A 23,494-nucleotide genomic window follows, 5' to 3' on the forward strand; every position below is an offset into this window, starting at 1 on the left:
GTCTGGCTTTCCTACAGGCAAACGCGCCTTCGAGCCATGCAGGGCGCCGCAAGGCTGTGCTGCGGCGGCCTGCGATGCCCTTGCTCTTTCTCAAGCGTCATCACACAGCCGAGACTTACTGGAATTTAACTTGGAAAACGATACTCGGGAGTTCATATCCCCTCGGCCATGAAACTCGCCGGTTCACTTTCAGCGACAGCTCTCCGACGCGCCCACATCGTGGATGCGGCGCTCAAGCTGTTTTCCGAAAGCGCCTATGACGCCGTCCAGATGGACGACGTGGCGCGCGCGGCCGGCGTCGCCAAGCCGACCCTCTATCGCTACTTCCACACCAAGGAAGACCTGTTCCTAGAGGGTCTCGAGAAGGCGCTGGGCGACCTTGAGACCGAGGCCGAGCAGGCGGCGGCCCGGGCCGGCACGGCCAAGGAGGGCCTCACCCTCGTCATACGTTGCGTCATCGCGTCGCTGGGCCGCTGCACGGCCGCCATTCGCGCGTTTGACGGCGCGGACACACGGTTGGGCGAACGCGGCCGCGCGGTCATTCGCCGGCGCGTGAAGCAGATCCGGACCACGCTTTCGACCCTGATAGCGCGCGGCGTCGCGAGCGGAGAGTTTCGCGATCTCGATCCCGACCTCGTCGCCCTCGCGCTTCTGGGCGCCATGCGGATGACGGCGGCCCACACCACGGCGCGGCAGCAGGCGGGCGCGGCCCGCTTGTTGGCCGACCTGATCGAAAACGGACTCGTCGCAGGCGAGCCGTCGCAAGACGCAGAAGCGGCGGACCGCTCCGACGACCTGATGGACATGACGGTGGAAACACGATGAGCCGAACCAGCCTCCTGATCACCGCCGTCGCCGTCGTGGCCGCCGGCTACGGCGCCTGGCGCTACTACGGGCAGCCGGATCTCATGGCGCTGGCGCGCGGCGAAGGCCTGAAGCAGACCCAGTCCGCGGAGGCGCGCCCGCAACCCGCGGCCGCGCGGCAGGGCGGGGGAGGCGGAGCCGCCGTCGTCACGGCCGCGGCCGAGCAGATGGATTTCCCCATTCGCCGCCGCTCCATCGGCAATATCGAGCCCAACGCCACCGTGGTGGTGAAGTCACGCGTCGACAGCCAGCTCCTGCAGCAGCACGTCAAGGACGGCCAGTTCGTGAAGGCGGGCGACAAGCTGTTCACGCTCGACGACAAGGAGCTGCGCGCCACCATCGCGAAGGACGAGGCGAACCTCGCCCGCGACCAGGCCAACCTGACGCGCGCCCAGACCGACCTCGCCCGCAAGCGCGAGCTGCTCGCCGCCAAGTCGGGCGCGCAGCAGCAGGTGGATCAGGCCGTGGCGGACGCCAAGGCGGCCGAGGCCCAGCTCGCCGCCGACCAGGCGACGCTCGACACCGACAAGCTGCGCCTCTCCTACACGCAGATCACCGCGCCCATCGACGGCCGCCTCGGCGTCATCCAGGTGACGCCCGGCAATCTCGTGCGGGCTTCCGACAACAGCTCCTCCAGCAATGCGGGCCTCGTCACCATCACGCAGGTGAAGCCCGTGCGGGTGACGTTCTCGATGCCCGAGCGCGAGCTCACGGCCGTGCGCCAGGCCATGGCCTCCGCCGCGCCGCCGAACGTCCGGGTGTTCCCGAGCGGGGGCAAGACCCAGCTGGCGAGCGGTCCCCTGACCTTCGTGGACAGCGGCGTCGACGTGGCCTCCGGCACCTTCACGTCCAAGGCGACCTTCGCCAACGAGGACCTGGCGCTGTGGCCGGGCCAGTATGTCGACGTCGAGATCGAGCTCGGCAAGCGGCCCGACACCGTGGTGCTGCCGACCGTGGCGCTGCAGCCGGGGCAGGACAGCCCTTATGTGTTCGTGGTGAAGCCCGACAGCACCGTGGAGCTGCGGCCCGTGAAGGTCGCGGCGTCGGATGGCGACCGCACCGCCTTGTCGGAAGGCGTAAAGGCCGGCGAGCGCGTCGTGATCGACGGGCAGTTGCGGCTCGCCAACGGCGCCCGGGTACGCGACACCACCGCCGCCGCCCAGGCCCGCAACGACAAGGCCGTCGCCCCGTCGCCGGCGGCTCCGGCCGCCGAAGCGGCCCCGCAGGCGCAAGCCGGCGCGTCCCGCTCCTGACCGGCCCTTGCTGAAACAGCCCCCCGAAACCCCCATCGAGGGACACACGACGTGAACATTTCGGAATTCTGCATCAAGCACCCGGTCGCCACGACGCTGATGTCGATCGCGATGGTGGCCGGCGGCCTGTTCGCCTACAGCTTCCTGCCGGTCGCGGCTTTGCCGCGCACCGAGTTCCCGGTGGTCAACGTCTCCGCCTCCTTGCCGGGCGCGTCGCCCGACACCATGGCGACGTCGGTGGCGACGCCGCTGATCAAGCAGTTCACCACCATCGCGGGCATCGACACCATCACGTCGTCGAGCGCGCAGGGCTCCACCTCCATCGCGATCCAGTTCAACCTGGACAGGAGCATCGACGCCGCCGCGGCCGACGTGCAGGCCGCCATCGCGCGCACCCAGCGCCAGCTGCCGGCCGAGATGACCGAGCCGCCGAGCTACCGCAAGGTGAACCCGGCCGACGCCCCCATCCTGCTGATGTCGATCAAGAGCGACACGACCCCGCTCTCCAAGCTCGACGCCTTCGCCCAGCAGGTGATCTCGCCCGCGCTCTCCACCATCGAGGGCGTCGCGCAGGTGCAGATCTACGGCTCGCAGAAATATGCCGTGCGCGTGCAGCTCGACCCGAACGCGCTGGCGTCGCGCGGCATCGGCGTCAACGAGGTGCAGGCCGCGATCACGGCCGCCAACGCCAACACGCCCGTGGGCTCACTGCAGAACCCGGACCAGCGCCTCACCATCCAGGCCGAGACGCAGCTCGCCAACGCGGCGCAGTTCGGCAACATCATCATCTCGGTGCGCAACGGCCGCCCGGTGCGCCTGGGCGACGTCGCCAAGGTGATCGACTCGGTCGAGAACTTCCAGCAGGCGAGCTGGTATGACGGCACGCGCTCCATCGTGCTGGCCGTTCAGCGCCAGCCGGACGCCAACACCGTGGAGGTGGTGGACCGCGTGAAGGCGCTGCTGCCGACCTTCGAGAGCCAGCTCCCCGCCAACACGACGCTGCACACGCTGAACGACCGCTCGCTCTCCATCCGCCACGCCGTGGAGGACGTGAAGTTCACGCTCGGGCTTACCATCGTGCTCGTCATCATGGTGATCTTCGTGTTCCTGCGCCGGATCTCGGCGACCCTCATCCCGAGCCTGGCGGTGCCGATCTCCATCGTGGCGACGCTCGGCGCGATGTACCTGTTCAATTTCTCGATCGACAACATTTCGCTGCTGGCGCTGACGCTGTCGGTGGGCCTCGTGGTCGACGACGCCATCGTGATGCTGGAAAACATCGTCCGGCACATGGAGGAGGAGGGGAAGGGCCCGCTGGAAGCCGCGCTCGACGGCAGCCGCGAGATCGGCCTCACCATCATCTCGATCACGCTGTCGCTGGTCGCCGTGTTCCTGCCCGTGCTGCTGATGGGCGGCGTGATCGGGCGCATCTTCAATGAGTTCGCCGTGGTGGTGACGGCCTCCATCGCGGCCTCGGCCTTCGTGTCGCTGACGCTCACCCCGATGCTGTGCTCCATCATGCTGAGCCGGCCGGACCCCGGCCACGACTCGCGCAAGGGTCTCGGCGGCTGGCTGGAGCGCGGCTTCGACAAGTTCCTGGCCGGCTACGACTGGGGGCTTCGCCTCAGCCTGCGCCACCAGCCCGTGATGCTGCTGGTGTTCTTCGCCACGCTGGGCGGCACCGTGTGGCTGTTCACCGCCATTCCGAAGGGCTTCTTCCCGCAGGAGGACATCGGCCAGCTCAGCGTCACCACCGAGGCGCGCCAGGACATCTCGTTCGACGCCATGGTCCTGCTGCAGAAGGACGTAATGGCGGTGTTCCAGAAGTCGCCCTACGTGGCGCACGTGGCCTCAACGGCCGGCGTCGCCACCACGGGCGGCGGTGCGAACAGCGGCATGAATTCCGGCCGCCTCTTCGTGGAGCTAAAGAGCCAGGAGGAGCGCCCGCCGCTCTCGGTGATCATCCCCGAGCTGCGCCGCCAGCTTGCCCAGGTGCCCGGCATCACGACCTACATGACGCCGGTGCAGAACCTGAACATCGGCGGCCGCGCCTCCAAGAGCCAGTACCAGTTCGTGATGCAGGGGCTGGACCAGAACGAGCTCTACGCGTGGTCGCAGAAGATGTCCGACGCCATGCAGAAGGACCGGGCCTTCGCGGACGTCTCCACCGACCTGCAGAACAACGCCCTGCAGGCGACCCTGAAGGTGGATCGCGACAAGGCCAACGCTCTCGGCGTCTCTTCCGACCAGCTGCGCTCGACGCTGTATTCGGGCTTCGGCGCCCGGCAGGTCTCCACCATCTACACGGCGGGCGACAGCTACAGCGTGCTGATCGAGTTCGATCCCACCATCGCGTGGACGTCCGACCGGCTGGACGTGATCCGCATCCGCGCCTCCAACGGCACGCTGGTGCCGCTCAGCGCCATCGCCCGGGTCGAGCGCACGGCGGGTCCGCTCACCGTGAACCAGCTCGGCCAGCTCACGGCCGTGACGCTGTCGTTCAACCTGCCCAACGGCGTATCGCTGGGCGACGCGCTGACCCGGATCGACCAGATCAAGGGCCAGCTCAACATGCCGGCCACGATCGCGACGAGCTTCGCCGGCACGGCCAAGACCTTCCAGCAGTCGCTCGCCAACCAGGGCATCCTGCTCACGGCCGCGATCGTGACGATCTACATCGTGTTGGGCATCCTGTACGAAAGCTTCGTCCACCCGCTCACAATCCTGACGGGCCTGCCGTCGGCGGCGCTTGGCGCTTTGCTGACGCTGAAGCTCTTCGGCATGGACCTGAGCGTGATCGCGATGATCGGCCTTCTGATGCTGATCGGCATCGTGAAAAAGAACGCCATCATGATGATCGACGTGGCGCTCGTGATGCAGCGGGACGGCAAGTCGCCGCAGGAAGCGATCTACGAAGCCTGCCTGATGCGTTTCCGGCCCATCATGATGACCACCTTCGCGGCCATCATGGGCACGCTGCCGATCGCCGTGGGGGCGGGGGCGGGCGCGGAGCTGCGCCAGCCGCTCGGCGTCGCGGTGGTGGGCGGCCTCGTGGTGTCGCAGGCGCTGACGCTGTTCATCACGCCGGTGCTCTACCTCTACATGGACCGGCTCTCCAACGCCCTGACGGCAGCGGTTGGCTGGTTCCGCAAGCCCCGGCAGGAGCGTCCCGAAGACGTGCGCGCGCCGCAGGGGGCCGAGCGCCCGATGCCGGCCGAGTAATCGCGGCCGGCGACGCGCGGGGACGACGGCTCAGTCGAGCTTGACGTCGTCCTCGTCGTTGTCGTCGTCCTCGTCGTCGTCGACCGGGGCCGCCGGCCTGGCGGCCGCCTCGGCGGCGAGCGCCTGGTCGATGGCGCCGGCCAGCACCTCGGCCGGCTGCGCGCCCGACGCCGCCACGCGGCCGGCGAAGATGAAGAACGGCACGCCCTCCACGCCCACATCCTGCGCCTGCCGGATCTCGCGGTGCACCTCGGGCGCGGACTCGTCCGACCGCAGAAAGCTTGCCGCCTCCTCGCGGTCCATGCCCACCAGCGCGGCGCGGTCGGCCAGCACCTCGACGTCGCCGATGTCGAGCCCTTCGGTGAAGAAGGCGCTGAACAGCGATTCAACGAGCGCGTCCTGCACGCCCCATGTCCACGACCAGCGGATCAGCCGATGCGCGTCCAGCGTGTTGGGCGAGCGCTCAATGGCGTCGAACGCGAACGGGATGTCTACTTCCTTGCCGATGTCGATCAGCCGCTGGTGCACGTCCGCGACCCGGTCGCCGAACTTGCGGGCCATGTAGGCCTTGCGGTCATGCCCGCCGGCCGGGATCGTCGGATCAAGCTGGAACGGGCGCCAGCGCACCACCACGGGCTGCTCGGGGCGCAGTTCCAACGCCTCGGCGAGGCGGCGTTTGCCGACATAGCACCAGGGGCAGACGACGTCCGAGATGACGTCGATGGTGAGCGGAGCGGGCTCCTGAGGCGCGGATGCGGCGGCGTCCGTCATGGCGGATCTCCGGAATGCGAAAGGTCGAGAAGGGTTGATCGCCGCAAATTAGCGCAATCGGGCGAAATGGCGACCCTCTCAGGCGGGGTCGAGGCTCACGATGCGGTCGCCTTCCAGCTTGGCGACAAGGCCGGGGTCCGCCCAGCCGGTCTCCGGCGAGCCGCCGCTGACGCCTTCGCCGCGCACCTGCAGTCGGCCGCGCTCCACGCGCGCTTCCGTGACGAGCGCCCCGTCGGTGGCGTCGGGCACGCGCAGCGACGCGAGCGACACGTCGGCCGCGCCGTCCTCGCGCCGAGGGCCCAGCAGCAGCGCGGTTTCGCGAAGCGCCAGCACGTCGATGATAGGCGACGCCTTGGCGCGGGGCCGCTCGCGCTGCTGGAGGCGCGCCGGCGCCCGGTGGACCAGGACGGCGGAGCTCAGCGCCGCGCCGCCCAGCAACTCGGCCTGATGCAGCCCCCGCTCCAGCGCGGCGGGCGCGACCAGATGCGGCCGCACCATCATGGAGAGCTGCTGCAGCAATCCGCCGGCGTCGAACGGGCCATGCAGGTGAAGCGTAGCGCCGGTGAGCAGCGCCGGGATCAGGCCGGTGGCCAGACCCGCGAGCGTCAGGGGCGCGAGCGTGGTGAGGATGGGATCGGCGGCGCCCAGATCGCCGCGCGTGACGACGCCGAGCGCGCTGGCGATCAGCATCTCCTGCGCGTGCGTGGCCCAGATCGGGCCGGCGGGCGTGAGATCGAGCGTCAGCACCGGCCGGGGGCCCGGGCGGGCGTTCTCGAAGGCGTTCACGAAACCGGTGTCGCGGCTGTGGATCAGCGCGTCGGACAGCGGCGTCACCCCGGCCGGCAGCCTGTCGCCGAAGGCGAGCAAAAAGCGCGGCCCATCGGGCAGCATCGCGGCGGCGGCCCGTAACGCCTCGGCCGGCCGCACGTCTCCGACCGCGCCCACTGACACGATCGCGCGCGCGCCGAGCAGACGGAGCGCTTCGGACAGGGCCTCGCGCGGCAGCCATGTGGGCGTGAGGCAAGGCGTCATGCCGGCCTTCAGCACCGCCAGGATGGCGAGCGGCGCCTCCACGGACGCCCCCATCGCGACCGCGACGCGGCTGCCAGGCTCCAGGCCAATCTCGTCGATGCGATGAACGATGTTGTCGACGGCCTGCGCGGCTTCCGCATAGGTGCGGCGCATGACGCGTCCGCCGCAGTCGAACCCCGCAAAGGCGAGCGCCTGGCCATTGAGATTCGCGGTCGAAACGAAGAGGTCGACCAACGTCACGCCCGACCACGGCGCGGGCGCGGCGCTCTCGATCTCTTCGGCGTGGCTCACCCCGTCCCCCGGCTCGGCTCCTCAACTCAGGAGTGTGCAACAATCAAGGCGATTCCCGCCAGAGCGTATCCGGTAAAAAGCCGAACAAAGGCGCCGGCTCCGGTCGTTTCACCGCCGCCGCGCGCGCTACCCACTGGTCCGGCTGATTGAACAGCGGAATGACGTAGAAGCCCGACAGCAGCACCCGGTCGAGCGCCCGGACGGCGTCCACGAAGGCGCCGCGCTCCCGGGCGGCCAGCATCGCCTCGATGGCGGCGTCGACCGCGGGGGAACGCGCGCCCGCATAGTTCAGCGATCCCGGCCGGTCGGCCGACTGCGAACCCCAGCGGCCATACTGCTCGTTGCCGGGCGAGGGAGACGCGCCCCAGCTGTACTGGATCATGTCGTAGTCGAAATGGGAAAGCCGCCGCCAGTACTGCACGTCGTCGACGAGGCGCACCGCCATGGTGACGCCGATCCGCTGCAGCGCGCTGGCGAAATTGAGCGCGAGGCGCTCCTGCACCCGCGTGGAGGCCAGGAACTCGAAGGCCAGAGGCTCGCCGACGCCGCCCTTGCGCAGCACGCCGTCCCGCAGCGCGTAGCCGGCGGAGGCCAGCAGCGCCAGCGCCTTGCGGGCGTTGTCCCGGTCCCGGCCCGAGCCGTCGGCGCCGGCCGGCCGCCAGCCGCCGTCGAGAATGTCCGGCCGCACCGCGCCCGGGAAAGGCGCGAGAATCGCCCGCTCGCCGGGCGACGCATCGCGGGCCGTGGAGGCGAGGTCCGATCCCTCGAAATAGCTCGTGGTGCGCCGGTACACGCCGGCGAAGAGGTTACGGTTCACCCAGTCGAAATCAAACAGCAGCCCCAGCGCCTCGCGCACGCGCGGGTCGGCGAAGAACGGCCGGCGCGTGTTGAACACGAAGGCGTTCATGCCCTTGGGCGTGCGCACCGGGACGGGATCCTTCACCACCCGCCCGTCGCGCACGGCCGGAAAGTCGTAGCCGGTCGTCCAGCGGGTAGGGCTGTCCTCCGACCGCACGTCGTAGAGCCCGCCCTTGAAGGCCTCGAACAGCGCGTTGGCGTCGCGGTAGTAGTCGAAGCGGATCTCGTCCGAATTGTAGAGCCCGCGCGAGATCGGCAGGTCCTTGGCCCAGTAATCCGGATTGCGGCGGTAGGTGATGCTCTCGCCCGGCTTGGCCTGCGCGACCACATAGGGGCCGGTGCCCACCGGCGGCGCCAGCGTGGTCTGCTCGAATGTCGCCGGATCGGTCGCGTGCTTCGGGAGCACCGGCATCAACGCCAGGATCAGCGGCAACTCGCGGTCCCCGCCCGCGTCGAGGTCGAACCGGATCGTGCGCCCGTCCACCGCTGAGGCGCGCGAGACCTTGCCGTACCAGCTTCGCAGGTTGGGCTTGCCCTTGGTCTTCAGCAGGTCCCAGGTGAACAGCACGTCCTCGGCCGTCACGGCAGCGCCATCCGAGAACCGCGCCTTCGGGTTGAGGCGAAACACCACCCAGCTGCGATCATCCGGCGTTTCGATGCTCTCGGCCACGAGGCCGTACAGCGTGAAGGGCTCGTCGAAGGACCGCGCCATCAGGGCCTGGAACACGAGCCCGGTCGGCGGCGCGATGCCCTGGGCCGCGATGCCGCGCACCACATAGGGGTTCAGCGTGTCGAAGGAGCCCTGGACGCCGAACACGATTCGCCCGCCCCTGGGCGCATCGGCGCGCACATAGGGCAGGGCGGCGAAATCGGGCGGCAGGGCTGGCTCGCCATGCATCGCGATGCCGTGGCGAGGCTGCGCGTTTGCGCTTGCGACCGACGAGGCGACGAGAGCCAGGGCGCAAACCGCCGCCGTTGCGGCGTGGCGGGCGATGATTCGAAGCGATCTCACGCGCCGAAGATACCATGTCCGTTAGGGCATGATGCCTACCCAGATCGGCGATTTCGGCTGGAAAGCCGCGGGGTAAAGCGATATGAGGCAAGCGGCCTCGTCATTCTCACGCCTCATTCCGCGCCGATGCAGCGGGCGAGATCCGTGGGAGGGCAGGGGCCTTCCTGGTGTGCCTGGCCCTTTGTGGGCTGGACGTCCTTGTCGGGACGGCTGGGCGCGCTCTTTCGGTCTTCCGTCGGCGCCTGCCGTCGTCCCAGCCAATCGAGAAGGATTTGTCCTGATGTCTTTCGACCGGTGGTCCGCTCTGCGCCCGAGCCGGATGGCGCTCCTCGCCGCCGCCTCGCTCTCTCTTTCCGCTCCGGCCTTCGCGCAGACGCAGCCGCGTCCGGCTGCTCCCAAGCCCGCAGCTCCCGCCCCGGCCCAGCCGGCCGCCCCGCAGGGCCAGGCCGCGCAGACCGGCCCGACCGTCGTGCAGGTGAAGCCCGAGCCATCCCAGGCCGACTGGGTGAAGGTGTGCGGCAAGGATCCGCAGGCCGGCAAGGAGATCTGCTACACGACCCGCGACTTCGTGTCGGACCAGGGCCAGCCGGTGCTCGCCGTCGCCGTCTATGACGTGAAGGGCGACCCGAACAAGATCGTCCGCTTTCTGATGCCGCTCGGCCTGCTGCTGCAGCCCGGCATCCGCTACGCCGCCGACTCCGGCGCGCCGCAGGCCGGCAAGTATGCGATCTGCTTCCCGAATGGCTGCTTCGCCGAGGGTCCCGTCAAGGAAGACGTGATCAACGGCATCAAGAAGGCCACGAACCTCAACATCAGCGTCCAGAACCAGTTCACCCGCGAGGTGACGTTCCAGGTGCCGATGGCCGGCTTCGGCAAGGCCTATGACGGCGCGCCGATCGACCCGGCGGTGCTCGAGCAGCAGCAGAAGCAGCTGCAGGAGCAGATGCAGAAGCAGGCTGACGAGATGCGCAAGAAGCTCGAGCAGCCCGGCGCGGCCCCGGCCCCCGGCGCGGCCCCGGCTCCGGCCCCGGCGGCTCCCAAGCCCTGATCGGCGAAGCAGATCCGAATATGAACGGGCGGTCCTGAGGGCCGCCCGTTCCATTTTCAGCATCCTCGATACCCTCATCCTGAGGAGCAGGTCTGCGGCGTGCGTCTCGACGGACGAGGGATTCCATCTCGCGGGACGGATTCAGCCTTCTGGATTCCTTTGTCCTTCGAGACGCCTCGCTGCGCGAGGCTCCTCAGGATGAGGGGGAATGAGAGACTGGAAGGCCACGCGTTAGGGGCTCCGGAATTCGTTCGTACACCCTCGATCCCCTCATCCTGAGGAGCAGGCCGTCTTCGGCCTGCGTCTCGAAGGACGAGGGATTTCAGCTCGCGGGACGATTCAGCCTTCTGGATCCCGTCGTCCTTCGAGACGCCTCGCTGCGCGAGGATCCTCAGGATGAGGGGGGATTGAGCGTAGGGAAGGCCTGGCTCGAAGGGGCCGCCCGTCTGCCTGAAGCCCAAGACCTCAGCTGCCCGGCGGCTTCAGCGCCTGCGCGATGGCGGCTTCGATGCGCTCCGCGGCCGCTTGCGTCAGGTGCGAGCCATCCCAGAACGAGCGCGGGTCGCGCGTGAGCGGCGTGTCGCGCCGGAAATCCAGCAGGGTGACGTTGGAGCGGGACGCCGCTGCCGCGATGGCCTCCTTGCAGGCAGTCTCGGCCTTGTCGGCCGGCCGCCCGGGCCGGGGCCTCAGCTTGGCGTAGACGGGCGTGAGCACCAGCGCGACCGGCGTGGCGGGCGGAATGACGTCCAGCATTTCGCGCAAAACGGCGAGGCCCGGGAACGGCCCGGCCTGCTCGGCCAAGGGCAGCGGGCCGCCGCCTTCCACGTCGGGTCCGCGCCACCGACGTCCGACCTCGTAGTTCCAGTAGCCGTCCCGCCCGGCCAGAACGGCGGGGTGCTCCGCGCCGACCAGCATCGCGACGGCGTCCTCCAGCACGTCGGCCCGGAACGCCCCGCGCGCATAGGTCCAGAAATCCGCGGCGTAGAGCCAGAACGGAAACGGCCCGCCTTGCAGGCGCCGGGCGGCCGCGGGCCCGGCCCGGCACGTGTACTCGTCCAGCCCGATCACCACCGCGCGGGTGGGCTCGCGGCGGTGAAGGAGAAACCAGGTCAGCACCGCCTTCTGCTCGGGCAGCCCCGACCCCGGGATCGCCAGCGACATGAACCTCGCCCCGGTGGCTGCGTCGAGCCTCGCCGGGCTGAAGAGCTGCGCATGAGAGTTGCCGATGATGGCGGCGTTGAAGGAGGGGTCCCGAGCCCGGCTCGCATGGGCGGTGCGCGGCGCCTGCTCGCGCGTGAAGCCGAAGCCGAGGCCGGGAACCCGGCCGGTATCGTAGGGATCGACGGCCAGGATCAGCAAGGCCGCGCCGGCCGCGCCAAGGGTGGCCGCAAGGGCCCAAATCCGCAGAACGCTCCGCCAAGCAGTGTCCATTCCGCGGGTGTTAGGGCGTTCGGCGTTGCGCTTCAACGCCGCCGGGCGTGCGGCCGAGCGCCCGGCGCGTTGTATTCGGCAACTTTCCGCGCGAGCCTGTGTTGTTGGATCGCACAGGAGAACGGCGCTATGGGCTTGCTCGACAACATTCTGGGTGGCCTGACCGGCGGCGGTCAGGGGCAAACTTCTTTTCCGGGCAGCTCGAGTTCGCCGATCACTAAGGCGCTCCTGATGCTTTTGGCCGCGAAGGCCTACCAGCACTACACCTCCAGACCCTCTGCGGATGCAGGCCTCGACCCGGCGTCCGGCGGCGTTGCGCCCCAGACCGGACACGGCGGCGGGCTCGGCGACATTCTGCGCGGCGGAGCCGGCGGCGGGCTGCTGGGCGGCCTCACGGGCGGCGGCGGGCTCGGCGGCGGCATGCTCGGCGGCGGCCTTGGCGGTCTGCTGGGCGGCCTCGTCAGCGGCGGCGGGTTGAACTCCATTCTCGACCAGCTGCGCAACAGCGGCCATGGCGACGCGGCGAACTCCTGGGTAGGAACCGGCCAGAACCAGCCGATCGCGCCGCACCAGCTCGGCCAGGCGCTCGGCCCCGACACCATCAACGAACTCTCCCAGCAGACCGGAATGAGCCAGGACGACGTGCTGCGCGAATTGTCCGAGCAGCTTCCCGCCGCCGTCGACCAGTTCACGCCCGATGGGCGCGTCCCCACTCCCGAAGACGTGAAAGAGCGCTGGGTCTAGTCACCACAATCTCCCCCGAACGCCAACGAAAGGCGACACCATGAGCATTCTTTGGACCATCCTGATCGGCTTCGTTGCGGGCGTGATCGCGAAGTTCATCCATCCGGGCTCCAACGAGCCGGCCGGCTTCATCATGACGGCGATCCTGGGCATCATCGGCGCGTTCGTGGCGACGTTCCTGGGTCAGGCGCTGGGCTGGTACCGGGCAGGCGAGGGCGCAGGCCTCATCGGCGCGGTCGTGGGCGCGATCATCGTGCTCGTGATCTGGGGCATGGTGACCGGGCGCCGCAACACCACGCCGCTCACCTGAACGGACGGGAGGTTCGACCGCTTCGGCTTACCGAAGGTCGGTCTTAACCCGCCCATGCGATGCTGGCTTCATGCAGCCGGCATCGCGAACCGCTCACGCTGATACGTCCCTCCCGGCCCGTATCGACTTCGTCGACTACGCCAAGGGCCTGTGCATCGTGATGGTCGTCATGATGCACACGACCCTGGGCTTGGGCGAAACGCTCGGCCGCGAGGGCTTCATGCACACGGCCGTGGCCTTCGCCCGGCCGTTTCGCATGCCGGACTTCTTCCTGATCTCCGGCCTGTTCCTGTCGCGCGTCATCGACCGGCCCTGGCGCGGCTATCTGGACGCGAAGGCGCTCCATTTCGCCTATTTCTATGCGCTCTGGGTGCTGGTTCAGTTCGCCTTCAAGGCGCCTGCGGCGCTCGCGACCGGCGACGAGGCGACGCTGCGCGAATTCATGCTTGCCCCCATCGAGCCGTTCGGCACGCTCTGGTTCATCTACCTGCTGCCCATCTTCTTCGTGCTCGGCAAGGCGCTGCGCGGATTTCATCCGCTCGTGGTGTGGCTCGCGGCGGCGCTGCTGGAGACAGCGGGCTTCCACACCGGCTGGACCGTGATCGACGAGCTCGCGGGCCGGTGGGTGTATTTCGTCACCGGCGCGGTCGCGGCCCCGGCCGTGTTCGCGCTGGCGCGGGCCGTCGTCGCGCATCGGCTGGTCGCGCTCGCCGCGTTGGTAACCTGGGCGGCGCTGAACGCCGCCGCCGTGTTCACGCCGGCGCCGGCTATAGGCGAAGCCTCGCTCGCCCAGGCGCCCGGCCTGCGGCTGGCGCTCGGGCTCGTCGGGGCGGGCGCGGTGGTGACGGTTTCGGCCCTGCTCGCCAACTCCGGACGATGGCCGTGGCTGCGCGTGCTCGGCGAGCGCTCGATCGTGATCTACCTCGCCTTCTTCCTGCCGATGGCGGTCGGCCGCGCCGTGGCGGTGCGCCTGTTTCCGGATGGGGACGCGGGCTGGCTGGCGCTCGGCGTGTCTGCCTTCGCGATCGCCGTGCCGGTGTTGCTGGATCTCGTGACGCGCGGCACGCGCCTCGGCTTCCTGTTCACCCGTCCGGCCTGGGCGCGCCTCGATCGCGAGCCCCGGCCCCGGGTGCGCGCGCAGCGGGACCCCACGGCGGCGTAAAACCTCGTCAGGCGAGCATCTGCGTGTCGCCGCAGATCGAGATGGCCTGGCCCGAGATGGTCCGGCCCCGCGGACTGGCCAGAAACACGATCTGATCCGCAAGCTGCTGCGGCGTCACGTATTCCTTGATGGACGTGTACGAGAACGCGATCGCCTCCATCTCCGCAAATCCAATGCCGCGTTGCTGCGCCTTTGCCTCCAGCACCCGGCGCTGCCGATCGCCCGCCACGAGGCCCGGCAGGATGGCGTTGACCCGGACGCCGTCGCCGCCGAGCTCGATCGCGAGCGACTTGGTGAAGCCGATCACGCCCCATTTCGCGGCCGCATAGGGTGAGCGCATCGAAAAGCCGAGCCGCCCGGCCAAGGAGGACAGGTTCACGATCGAGCCGTTCTGGCTGTGGCGAAGATGCGGGGCCGCCAGGCGGGCGCAGTTGAACTGTCCCGTGAGGCAGACCGCCAGGCAGCGGTCCCAATCTTCGGGATGGATCTCGTCGACCTTGCCGGTCGGCCCGGCGATCCCGGCGTTGTTCACCAGCGTGTCGAGCCCGCCGAGCGCGCCCAGCGCGTCTTCAAACAGGCGCGCCACCGAGGCGCGGTCGGCGACGTCGCACACCGACCAGGTAAGCGCCGGGTCGCTCGACCCCAGCATCGCGAGGGCCGCCTCGTCGACGTCGCAGACATGCACCCGGGCGCCCTCGCGCACGAAGGCGCGCGCGATCTCGAGCCCGATGCCGTTGGCCCCGGCCGTCACGATGACGCGCAGGCCGTTGATGCCCAGATCCATGATGGTCCCTCCGCTCCGTGTTTCGGGGCTCAGGGCGCGAGCGCGCCCCGGCTGATGATGAAGTCGGCCGCGCCGGTGATGTCCGCCGCGATCGCCGCCCGGGCCGCCGCGCCGTCGCGGGCCCGGATGGCCGCCAGCGCGTCGGCGTGGAACCGCAGCGCGCCGCCTTCGCGAAGGCGATCGGGACTGGCGCGCAGGTCGAGGTTGATCACGGGCCCGGCTTTCAGCCACAGGCCCCGGATGATCTCCACCAGCAGCGGCGAGCCGGCGGCCGCATAAACGGCGAAGTGGAAATCCTTGTTGAGCCCGACCGTCTGCCCGGAATCCGGAGCGGGGAGGGCGCTCTGGCGCCGGAAGGCCGCCTCCGCGGCCTCGATCTGCGCGAGGTCGTGGTCGCTGCGCCGCAGGGCGGCTTCGGCCGCCGCATGTCCCTCGATGGCGATGCGAACGTTGGCGAGTTCGCGGAACTGGGCGGCGCTCATCACCGGAACGCGGATCGCCCGGTTGGGCGTCACCTCCAGCGCCCGGTCGGCGACCAGCCGGCTGACGGCCTCGCGAACCGGCATCATCGACACGCCGAGCGCTCCGGCGGCGCCGCGCAGCGACACTTTCTCGCCCGGCGCCATTCGCCCCGACACCAGCAGCTCGCTGAGCCGCGCATAGGCGCGCTCGCCCAGCGTCTGCCGGTCCAGCGGTTCGATCTGCTCGAGAGTGTCCCGATTGTCCAAGCGCAGCCCTGGCTTTGGCGCCAGCCCGAAACAAGGCTGGACAAGCGTCGTCATCAGCGGCAACTTAACTGTGATCACAGATCACGGCAAGGCGCGAGGGCTCCGCAGAGAGCCCGCCCCGGATCGGCTGGTCGAGGAAACGCGTCGACGAAACCGTCGCAGGAGGATCTCCACCATGGACACCCGTGTTCCGCTGTCACGCCGCGGCCTGCTCAAGACCGCCGGCGGCGTCGCCATGCTCGCCGGCATCGGCGCCCCGGCCATCGTGCGCGCCCAGAGCGAGGCGATCCGCATCGGCCACCTCACGCCCCGCACGGGATTCCTCGGGCCGCTGGGCGAATACGGCGTGATGGCCATCGACCTCGCGGTCGAGGAGCTGAACGCGGCGGGCGGCGTCAACGGCCGCAAGATCGAGCTCCTGAAGGAAGATTCGGTGAACCCGCAGACAGCCTCCACCAAGGCCGAGCGGATGATCGAGCGCGACAAGGTCGCCTGCATCATCGGCGAGATCTCGTCCGCCTCGTGCCTGACGATCGCGCAGGTGGCCCAGCGCAACAAGATTCTCTACGTCAATACCGGCGGCAACTCCGACGCGCTGCGGGGCGCGGACTGCAAGAAGTTCATGTTCCACGTCGAGTCGCAGAACTCGATGTATGTGAAGTCGGTCGGCCGCTCGTTCCTGTCGGCCGGGCTCGTCAAGGGCAAGTCCTGGTACTCGCTGACGGCCGACTACGCCTTCGGGCACGACCTCCTGAAGGTCGCCAAGCGCTTCATGGAAGGCAATGGCGGCAAGTTCTCAGGCGACGAGCTGGTGCCGACCGACGCCACCGACTTCTCGGCCTACCTGCTGAAAATCCGCAGCGCCAAGCCGGACCTCGTGGTGCTAAACCTCGCCGGCAACCAGATCACCAACTTCCTAAAGCAATACGCCGAGTTCGGCCTCACCTTCCCGGTCGGCGGCTTCGGCTTCGATACGGCGCTCGCCTGGGCGGCCGGCAAGGGCAACTTCGTCGGCACGTGGCCGGTGGTGTGGCACCACCTGCTCGACACGCCCGGCACGAAGAGCTTCGTGGGCGCCTTCACCAAGAAATACGGCAAGCCGCCCGAGAACCAGGCCTGGGGCGACTACATCGCGATGAAGATCGTGGCCCAGAGCATGAACGAGCTGAAGACGCCCGACAGCGTCAAGCTCATCGAGCATTGGGAGAAGGGCGCGAAGTTCGACCTCCTGAAGACCCGCCCGGGCTATTTCCGCGCCTCGGACCACCAACTCATGCACGAGATGTACGCCGTCACGGCGTTGCCGGCGGACCAGGTGAAGAACCAGTGGGACATCTTCACCTCCACGGGCCCGGTGCCGGGGCCGAACGAGGATCTCGAGGTCATCGCGTCCACCAAGGACGAGGCGAGCTGCACCTTCGCGTAGGCCGCGCCCGGCCTCACCCACGGGCGTTTGACGGCGACCGGCGGCGACGCCCGTCGCCGTCCGCCGCCCGTCCGGCGGCTCGATCGTCTTGTCGCCACGCGCGGACCACAGGGAACACGCCATTGACGCTCGTGCTCTTTCTCCAGCAGGTGCTGAACGGCCTTCTCGACGGCGTCTACTACCTGCTGATAGCGCTGGGGCTGTCGCTCATCTTTTCGCTGGGCGGAATCGTGAACCTCGCGCATGGCGCGTTCTACGCCATCGGGGCCTACCTCACGCTGGTGATGTCGCCCTATGTGGGCTTCGGCGGATCGCTGATCCTGTCGCCGGTCGCCGTGGCGCTGCTCGGCGTCGCCATCGAGCGGCTGCTGTTCCGGCGGTTCTACCGGTCCGACCCCATCCTGTCGCTGCTGCTCACCTTCGGGCTGGCGATGGTGGCCGAACAGGCGCTGCGCATGATCTTCGGCGCGCCGCCGCTCAGCTACTCGATCCCGCAGGCGCTGCGTGGCCAGATCTTCCTCGGCGACTTCGTGTATTCCTACTACCGGACGGTGCTGCTCCTGATCGCGATTGGCTGCGTGGCCGCCCTCTGGCTGCTGCTGCACAGAACCGCCTTCGGCCGGGTGGTGCGCGCCGGCGTGCAAAACCCCGACATGGTGGGCGCCCTCGGCATATCGCTCGAGCCCTACATGGCCGCCGTCGCTGCGCTCGGCATCGGCCTTGCCGGCCTCGCGGGCGTGCTGCTGGCCCCGATTTACGCCGTGCACCCCGCCATGGGCGCGGAGATCATCACGCCGGCCTTCGTGGTCGTGGTCATCGGCGGACTGGGGTCCTTCTGGGGCGTCGTGCTGGCGGCGCTGCTGGTGGGGTTGGTCAAGGGCATGATGGTGGCCGTCGGCTACTCCGCCGGGTCCACGGCCGCGATCTACCTGCTCATGCTCCTCGTTCTGCTGTTCAGGCCGCGCGGCCTGCTCGGCGAGCGCATCACCCGGTTCGAGTGAGGCGCGCCATGTCCAAGCCGTCCGCTTCCACCCTGGCGCGCGTTCCATTGCCGCTCGTCTCCGCCGCTGTCGCGCTGGTGCTGCTGCCGGCGGCGCTGCTGGCGCTCGGGCTCACGATGACGTCCGCCACCGAGGTAGTCGTCTACGCGATGGCGTGCATGGCGCTGAACGTGCTGGTCGGGCACACGGGGCTCGTCTCCTTCGGCCACGGCGCCTGGTTCGGGCTCGGCGCCTATGCGGCCGGCCTCATCCAGCGCCACTGGATGCCGGGCGCGTTTTTCGGCCCGACCCTGCTCGCGCTGGCGCTGGTCGGCCTTCTGGCGGCCGCCTTCGGGTCACTGATCCTGCGCCGGCGCGGCGTCTACTTCTCGCTGCTGACCCTCGCTCTGTCGGCCATGATGTATGTGGTCGCATTCCGCTGGACCGAGGTTACGGGCGGCGAGAACGGCCTAGCGGGCATCACCCGGCCGGTCATCCTGGGCGTCGATCTGGAGGCCTCCGCGCCCTATTACTGGTTCGTGGCCGCGCTTGCCTTCGCGGTGCTGGTCGGCCTCTGGCGCTTCCATCATTCGCCCGTCGGAACCGTGCTGGTCGCCATCCGCGAAAACGAGCAGCGCGCCCGGTTCCTCGGCTACCCCACCAACCGCTACAAGCTCGCCGCCTTCGTGCTCTCGGCCGTGCTCACTGGCTTGGCGGGCGTGCTGCTGCTCTACAAGAACCGCATGACCTCGGCCGAGCCGATCTCGGTGACGTTCTCGGGGGAGCTCCTCGCCATGGTGGTCATCGGCGGCATGAGGAGCTTCCTGGGGCCGGCGATCGGGGCGCTTTTCTACATCCTGTTTCGCGAGTTCCTGTCCATCTACACCGAGAACTGGCTGTTCTGGTTCGGCCTCGTCTTCGTCAGCTTCATCGTGTTCTCGCCGTCCGGGCTGGTGGGCGTCGCGGAGCGCCTGCTCGCGCCGTTCCGCAAGACCGTCGTCGAGGACGCCGCCATGTCGGCGCGCCGCACCGAGGACATGCCGCTGCCGGACTCACTGCGCCCGAAGGAGCGCATCGAGGGCGCTGTCCTCGCCGCGACGGGGATCTCCAAGCGCTTCGGCGGAATCAACGCCGTGCGGGATGTCACGATCGCGATCCAGGACCGCACGTTGCATGCCCTGATCGGCCCCAACGGAGCGGGCAAGACGACGGCGTTCAACCTGCTGTCCGGCATGTTCGCGCCCGACAAGGGCGACGTGCTGCTGCTGGGCCGCTCGGTGGTCGGCCGGTCGCCCGAGGCGATCGCGTCGGCCGGCATCGGGCGCTCGTTCCAGATCACGAACCTCTTCGCGGGCCTCTCCGTGGAGGAGAACCTGCGGATCGCCGTCCAGGCCCGGCATTCCGGCCGTTTCGGCTTCTGGAAGCCCGCAACGGCCCTGGCCGGGATCGCGGACGAAACGCAGCAGATGGTGCGCTATCTGGGGGTCGCCGGCATCGAACGCGCCGAGGCCGGATCGCTCTCCTATGGCGGGCAGCGCCTGCTCGACATGGGTCTCGCGCTGGCGACCGCCCCGCGCATCTTGCTGCTGGACGAACCACTGGCCGGCCTCGCGGCGGCCGAGCGCCAACGCATCGGCGCCATCATCAAGCGCATTTCCGCCGATCTGCCGGTGCTTCTGGTGGAGCACGACATCGACCGCGTCTTCCAGCTCGCAGACCATGTGACGGTGATGAACGACGGGGCCGTACTGCTCGACGGCACGGTGGAGGATGCTCGCACGAGCCCGCGCGTGCAGGAGGTCTATATCGGCTCCGGCGCGGCCAGCGTCGCCGCCAAGCCGCGCGAGACCGCGGCCGAAAAGGCCGAGCTGCTGACGCTGCGGAACGTCGACACGTTCTATGGCAAGAGCCACATCCTCCGGGATGTCTCGCTCACCGTGCACGAGCACGAGGTCGTCGCCCTGCTGGGGCGCAACGGGGCTGGCAAGTCGACGCTGCTGAAGACCTTGACCGGGATCGCGCCGGCGAAGTCGGGCTCCATCCGGCTCTCCGGGGCCGAACTGGTCGGCCGGCCCTCGGCGCAGACGGCGCGGCTCGGCGTCGGCTACGTGCCGCAGGGCAGGGGGCTTTTCGCCGGCATGACGGTGGCGCAGAACCTCGAGCTCGGCCGGCTGCGTCGCCAGACCGGCAATGGCGTCCATTGGGAGCTGGAGCGGATTTACGAATATTTCCCGCGCATCCGCGAGCGGCTGGACAGCCCCGCCGACTATCTGTCGGGCGGCGAGCAGCAGATGGTGGCGGTGGCGCGGGCGCTCTCGGGCGACGTGCGGGTGCTCCTGCTGGACGAGCCCTTCGAAGGTCTCGCGCCCGCCGTGGTGGAGCAGCTCTTCGAGGCCTTCGACCGGCTCCGGCGCGAGGTCGCGATCATCATCGTCGACCACCACCTCGACCTGGCGCTGGCGCTGTCGGACTCCACCGTCGCGCTTGAACGCGGGCAGGTGATCCACACCGGTCCTTCCAAGGCGCTGCGCGACGATCTCGACTTGCGCCGCAAGGTGCTCTGGCTCTGAAACAACGCTGAGGTTCGTGATGCCGAACGCTGCAGACCAAAACATTGTCGCCATCGTGGGCGTGGGGCTCATCGGACGCGCCTGGGCGGCCATCTTCGCCCGAGCAGGATGGCAGGTGCGCCTCTGGGACCCGCACGCACCGACGCTGGCCGCCGCTTCGGGGCAGATCAGCGAGGAGCTCGGCAAGCTGGCCCGCCACGGGCTCGCGGACGACCCGGATGGAGCGGCGGCCCGGATCGCCGTCGCGGCCTCGCTTGCGGACGCGCTGGCGGGCGTCTCCTTCGTGCAGGAGAACGGGCCCGAGGTCGTGGAGCAGAAGCAGGCGATCTTCGCCGAGCTGGACCGACTGGCGCCGCCTGACGCCATCCTGTGTTCCTCCACCTCCGCGATCGTGGCGTCGCGCTTCACCGAAGGGCTGCCCGGCCGCGCCCGCTGCATCGTCGCGCACCCGGTGAACCCGCCCCACCTCGTGCCCATCGTCGAGCTCTGCGGCGCGCCATGGACCTCGCCCGAGACCGTGGAGCGCGCCCGCGCGGTGTTCAGCGCCATCGGCCAGGCGCCCATCACGGTGAAGAAGGAGGTCGACGGCTTCATCCTCAATCGCCTGCAGGGCGCGCTGCTGGCCGAGGCCTTCCGGCTGGTGGGGGAGGGCTATGTCTCGGCCGAGGACCTCGACCACACGGTGAAGGACGGCCTCGGCCTGCGCTGGTCCTTCATGGGTCCGTTCGAGACGATCGAGCTGAACGCGCCGGGCGGCATCCCGGACTACTGCGCCCGCTACACCGGCTTCTACAAGGGGCTGGCGCGCGACGCCGCCGGGCCTGAGGTCTACGAGAGCCCCAACATCGACCGGGTCGCGGCCGCGTGGCCGCATGCCGCCACGCCCGAGCGCGTCGCCGAACGCACGCGCTGGCGCAACGAGAGGCTCGCCGCGCTGGCGGCCCACAAGCGCGCCGCGCCCGACCCCGCCTGAACGCCCCCTCGAACACGAGAACAGCCATGAGCCGCAAAGTCATCATCACCTGCGCCGTCACGGGCGCGATCCACACGCCCTCGATGTCGCCGGCCCTGCCGGTGACCCCGGAGGAGATCGCGGACGCCGCCATCGGGGCGGCGGAGGCGGGCGCGGCGATCGTGCATCTTCACGCGCGCAATCCTACGACAGGGCAGCCCGACCAGACCCCCGAGGCGTTCGCGCCATTCCTGAAGGTCATCAAGCAGCGCTCCAACTGCGTCATCAACCTGACGACCGGCGGCGCCCCGACCATGACCGTGCAGGAGCGGGTGCGCCCCGCCGCGACCTTTAAGCCGGAGGTGGCCTCGCTGAACATGGGCTCGATGAATTTCGGCCTGTTCGGGATGCTCGATCGCTTCAAGACCTTCAAGCACGAGTGGGAGCCGAAATACCTCGGCAACAAGGACATCCTGTTCCGCAACACCTACCAGGACATCGAATACGTTCTCACGACCTTGTCGGAGACCGGAACGCGCTTCGAATTCGAGTGCTACGACACCTCGCACCTCTACAACCTGGCCTATTTCCTGGACCGCGGGCTCGTGAAGACGCCGCTCTTCGTCCAGACCGTGTTCGGCCTGATGGGCGGCACCGGAGCCCATCCGGAGGACGTCATCCACATGAAGCGGACGGCGGACCGGTTGTTCGGCGACAAGTACCGGTGGTCGGTGCTGGGCGCGGGGCGCCACCAATTGCCGATCGCCGCCATGTCGGCCGCCATGGGCGGCAACATCCGCGTCGGGCTGGAGGACTCGCTATGGGCCGGTCCCGGCAAGCTGGCCCAATCCAACGCCGAGCAGGTGGCGTCGGCGCGGCGAATCATCGAGGGCCTCGGCCTGCAGGTCGCGACACCGGACGAGGCGCGCGAGATCCTGTCGCTCAAGGGCGGCGACAAGGTCGACGTCTGACGCCGGAGCAAAGCCGCGCGCAGGCGAAAGGCGACGACGCGAAGGCGTCGAAACAGCCCGGCTTTTGGGGTCAGGGATGCCTGACTCCCGCAGTTCGGCGTCCAAGGTATCATGCGTGCAAACCCGCATTTGCTTGGTTCTAAACGGGTTTTTAACCTGGATCAGCCATTTCCCTTCTAAGTTGTTTTCAGCGGGAACATCCGCGGGGGTGGTAAGCCATGCGGCTGATCGTCGGCACAATTCTCGTTTTCGCCTGCGTCTTCGGCAGCTACGCGGCCATGGGCGGCCACCTCGAGGTTCTGTGGCAGCCCTTCGAGTTCGTGATCATCCTCGGCGCGGCGATCGGCGCCTTCATCATCGGCAACCCCGCGCCGGTGCTGAAATCTGTGCCTTCCATGCTCGGCGCGCTCGTCAAGGGCCCCAAATACAAGCAGGAATGCTATGTCGAGCTGCTCGGGATGCAGTTCACCCTGTACAAGCTCGCGAAGCAGAAGGGCATGACGGCCATCGAGCCGCACATCGAAAATCCGAGCGAATCCTCCCTGTTCAACGCCTTCCCGACCTTCGCGGCGAACCATCACGCGGTGGAATTCGTCTGCGATTACATGCGCATGGTGACGATGGGCGCGGACAACGCCTACGAGATCGAAGCTCTCATGGACGAAGAGCTCGAGACGCATCACCAGGAGCAGGAGCGCATCATCACCGCGATGCAGTCGCTCGCGGACGGCACGCCGGCGCTCGGCATCGTCGCGGCCGTGCTCGGTGTCATCAAGACCATGGGCGCCATCTCGGAGCCGCCGGAGGTGCTGGGCCACCTGATCGGCGGCGCGCTGGTCGGCACGTTCTTCGGCGTGTTCGTAGCCTATGGCTTCTTCGCCCCCATGGCGGCCTCGCTGAAGAGCACCTTCGAGGCGGAGTCCAAGTATTACTCCTCGCTCAAGGCGGGCCTGCTCGCCCATATCGGCGGCCAGCCGCCTGTGATGTCGATCGAGTTCGCCCGCAAGGCGCTCTTCAGCGAGGTCCGCCCGACCTACAGCGAAGTGGAAGCCGCGACCGCCGATCTGCCCGCCGCCGCCTGATCC

At 68.9% G+C, this 23,494-nt stretch carries 19 protein-coding genes; 13 read left to right on the top strand and 6 right to left on the bottom strand.

The features are described 5' to 3' along the window. The first annotated feature begins 219 nt into the window (after positions 1-219). From AC1DSZ_RS01265 to AC1DSZ_RS01275, 3 genes are all read left to right on the top strand, one after another. Positions 220-825, top strand: coding sequence for a TetR/AcrR family transcriptional regulator (locus tag AC1DSZ_RS01265; RefSeq protein WP_476836587.1), 606 nt, complete (start codon positions 220-222; stop codon positions 823-825). After that, complete coding sequence (locus tag AC1DSZ_RS01270) at positions 822-2,117, top strand: efflux RND transporter periplasmic adaptor subunit (RefSeq protein WP_476836588.1); 1,296 nt, start codon at positions 822-824, stop codon at positions 2,115-2,117. The genes AC1DSZ_RS01265 and AC1DSZ_RS01270 overlap by 4 nt, the downstream gene beginning before the upstream one ends. Before the next feature lie 99 nt (positions 2,118-2,216). Next, a complete protein-coding gene (locus AC1DSZ_RS01275; RefSeq protein ID WP_476836986.1) occupies positions 2,217-5,339 on the top strand; it encodes an efflux RND transporter permease subunit in 3,123 nt (1,040 codons plus the stop codon). 30 nt (positions 5,340-5,369) lie between these two features. Here AC1DSZ_RS01275 and AC1DSZ_RS01280 read toward each other — a convergent pair whose 3' ends face one another. From AC1DSZ_RS01280 to AC1DSZ_RS01290, 3 genes are all read right to left on the bottom strand, one after another. Beyond that, positions 5,370-6,110: a DsbA family oxidoreductase gene (locus AC1DSZ_RS01280; RefSeq protein WP_476836589.1), complete on the bottom strand. Its 741-nt coding sequence runs from the start codon at positions 6,108-6,110 to the stop codon at positions 5,370-5,372. Between the two features lie 78 nt (positions 6,111-6,188). After that, complete coding sequence (locus AC1DSZ_RS01285) at positions 6,189-7,433, bottom strand: AMP-binding protein (RefSeq protein WP_476836590.1); 1,245 nt, start codon at positions 7,431-7,433, stop codon at positions 6,189-6,191. A gap of 43 nt (positions 7,434-7,476) precedes the next feature. Further along, on the bottom strand, positions 7,477-9,303 hold the full coding sequence (locus AC1DSZ_RS01290; RefSeq protein ID WP_476836591.1) for an extracellular solute-binding protein: 1,827 nt from the start codon (positions 9,301-9,303) through the stop codon (positions 7,477-7,479). A 280-nt stretch (positions 9,304-9,583) separates the two neighbouring features. Between AC1DSZ_RS01290 and AC1DSZ_RS01295 the strand changes: the two genes are divergently transcribed. Beyond that, positions 9,584-10,351: an invasion associated locus B family protein gene (locus tag AC1DSZ_RS01295; RefSeq protein ID WP_188517946.1), complete on the top strand. Its 768-nt coding sequence runs from the start codon at positions 9,584-9,586 to the stop codon at positions 10,349-10,351. A gap of 465 nt (positions 10,352-10,816) precedes the next feature. Here AC1DSZ_RS01295 and AC1DSZ_RS01300 read toward each other — a convergent pair whose 3' ends face one another. Continuing rightward, positions 10,817-11,782 carry a hypothetical protein gene (locus AC1DSZ_RS01300; RefSeq protein WP_476836592.1) on the bottom strand — a complete coding sequence of 322 codons (966 nt, stop codon included), beginning with the start codon at positions 11,780-11,782 and terminating at the stop codon, positions 10,817-10,819. Positions 11,783-12,013: 231 nt separating this feature from the next. Here AC1DSZ_RS01300 and AC1DSZ_RS01305 point away from each other — a divergent pair, with 231 nt between their 5' ends. The 3 genes from AC1DSZ_RS01305 to AC1DSZ_RS01315 all read left to right on the top strand — a co-directional run bounded on the left by AC1DSZ_RS01305 (position 12,014) and on the right by AC1DSZ_RS01315 (position 13,998). Next, positions 12,014-12,526: a YidB family protein gene (locus AC1DSZ_RS01305; RefSeq protein WP_476836593.1), complete on the top strand. Its 513-nt coding sequence runs from the start codon at positions 12,014-12,016 to the stop codon at positions 12,524-12,526. A gap of 40 nt (positions 12,527-12,566) precedes the next feature. Further along, positions 12,567-12,836, top strand: a complete 270-nt coding sequence (locus AC1DSZ_RS01310; protein WP_476836594.1) for a GlsB/YeaQ/YmgE family stress response membrane protein — start codon at positions 12,567-12,569, stop codon at positions 12,834-12,836. Positions 12,837-12,906: 70 nt separating this feature from the next. Then, entirely contained in the window at positions 12,907-13,998 is a 1,092-nt protein-coding gene (locus AC1DSZ_RS01315) for an acyltransferase family protein (protein ID WP_476836595.1), read from the top strand. Between the two features lie 7 nt (positions 13,999-14,005). Here AC1DSZ_RS01315 and AC1DSZ_RS01320 read toward each other — a convergent pair whose 3' ends face one another. Next, positions 14,006-14,782 carry an SDR family oxidoreductase gene (locus AC1DSZ_RS01320; RefSeq protein ID WP_476836596.1) on the bottom strand — a complete coding sequence of 259 codons (777 nt, stop codon included), beginning with the start codon at positions 14,780-14,782 and terminating at the stop codon, positions 14,006-14,008. A gap of 29 nt (positions 14,783-14,811) precedes the next feature. Continuing rightward, on the bottom strand, positions 14,812-15,510 hold the full coding sequence (locus tag AC1DSZ_RS01325; protein ID WP_476836597.1) for a GntR family transcriptional regulator: 699 nt from the start codon (positions 15,508-15,510) through the stop codon (positions 14,812-14,814). A gap of 175 nt (positions 15,511-15,685) precedes the next feature. Here AC1DSZ_RS01325 and AC1DSZ_RS01330 point away from each other — a divergent pair, with 175 nt between their 5' ends. From AC1DSZ_RS01330 to motA, 6 genes are all read left to right on the top strand, one after another. Beyond that, positions 15,686-16,936, top strand: a complete 1,251-nt coding sequence (locus AC1DSZ_RS01330; protein ID WP_476836598.1) for an ABC transporter substrate-binding protein — start codon at positions 15,686-15,688, stop codon at positions 16,934-16,936. A gap of 122 nt (positions 16,937-17,058) precedes the next feature. After that, complete coding sequence (locus tag AC1DSZ_RS01335) at positions 17,059-17,937, top strand: branched-chain amino acid ABC transporter permease (protein WP_476836599.1); 879 nt, start codon at positions 17,059-17,061, stop codon at positions 17,935-17,937. An 8-nt stretch (positions 17,938-17,945) separates the two neighbouring features. Further along, a complete protein-coding gene (locus tag AC1DSZ_RS01340; RefSeq protein WP_476836600.1) occupies positions 17,946-20,486 on the top strand; it encodes a branched-chain amino acid ABC transporter ATP-binding protein/permease in 2,541 nt (846 codons plus the stop codon). Positions 20,487-20,505: 19 nt separating this feature from the next. Next, positions 20,506-21,459, top strand: a complete 954-nt coding sequence (locus AC1DSZ_RS01345) for a 3-hydroxyacyl-CoA dehydrogenase (RefSeq protein ID WP_476836601.1) — start codon at positions 20,506-20,508, stop codon at positions 21,457-21,459. A gap of 26 nt (positions 21,460-21,485) precedes the next feature. Beyond that, positions 21,486-22,409 carry a 3,5-dioxohexanoate:acetyl-CoA acetone transferase gene (gene kce, locus AC1DSZ_RS01350; RefSeq protein WP_476836602.1) on the top strand — a complete coding sequence of 308 codons (924 nt, stop codon included), beginning with the start codon at positions 21,486-21,488 and terminating at the stop codon, positions 22,407-22,409. Positions 22,410-22,627: 218 nt separating this feature from the next. After that, positions 22,628-23,491 carry a flagellar motor stator protein MotA gene (gene motA / locus AC1DSZ_RS01355; protein WP_476836603.1) on the top strand — a complete coding sequence of 288 codons (864 nt, stop codon included), beginning with the start codon at positions 22,628-22,630 and terminating at the stop codon, positions 23,489-23,491. The last annotated feature ends 3 nt before the right edge of the window (positions 23,492-23,494 follow it).

It is taken from the genome of Alsobacter sp. P4_H11 (genome assembly GCF_056400925.1).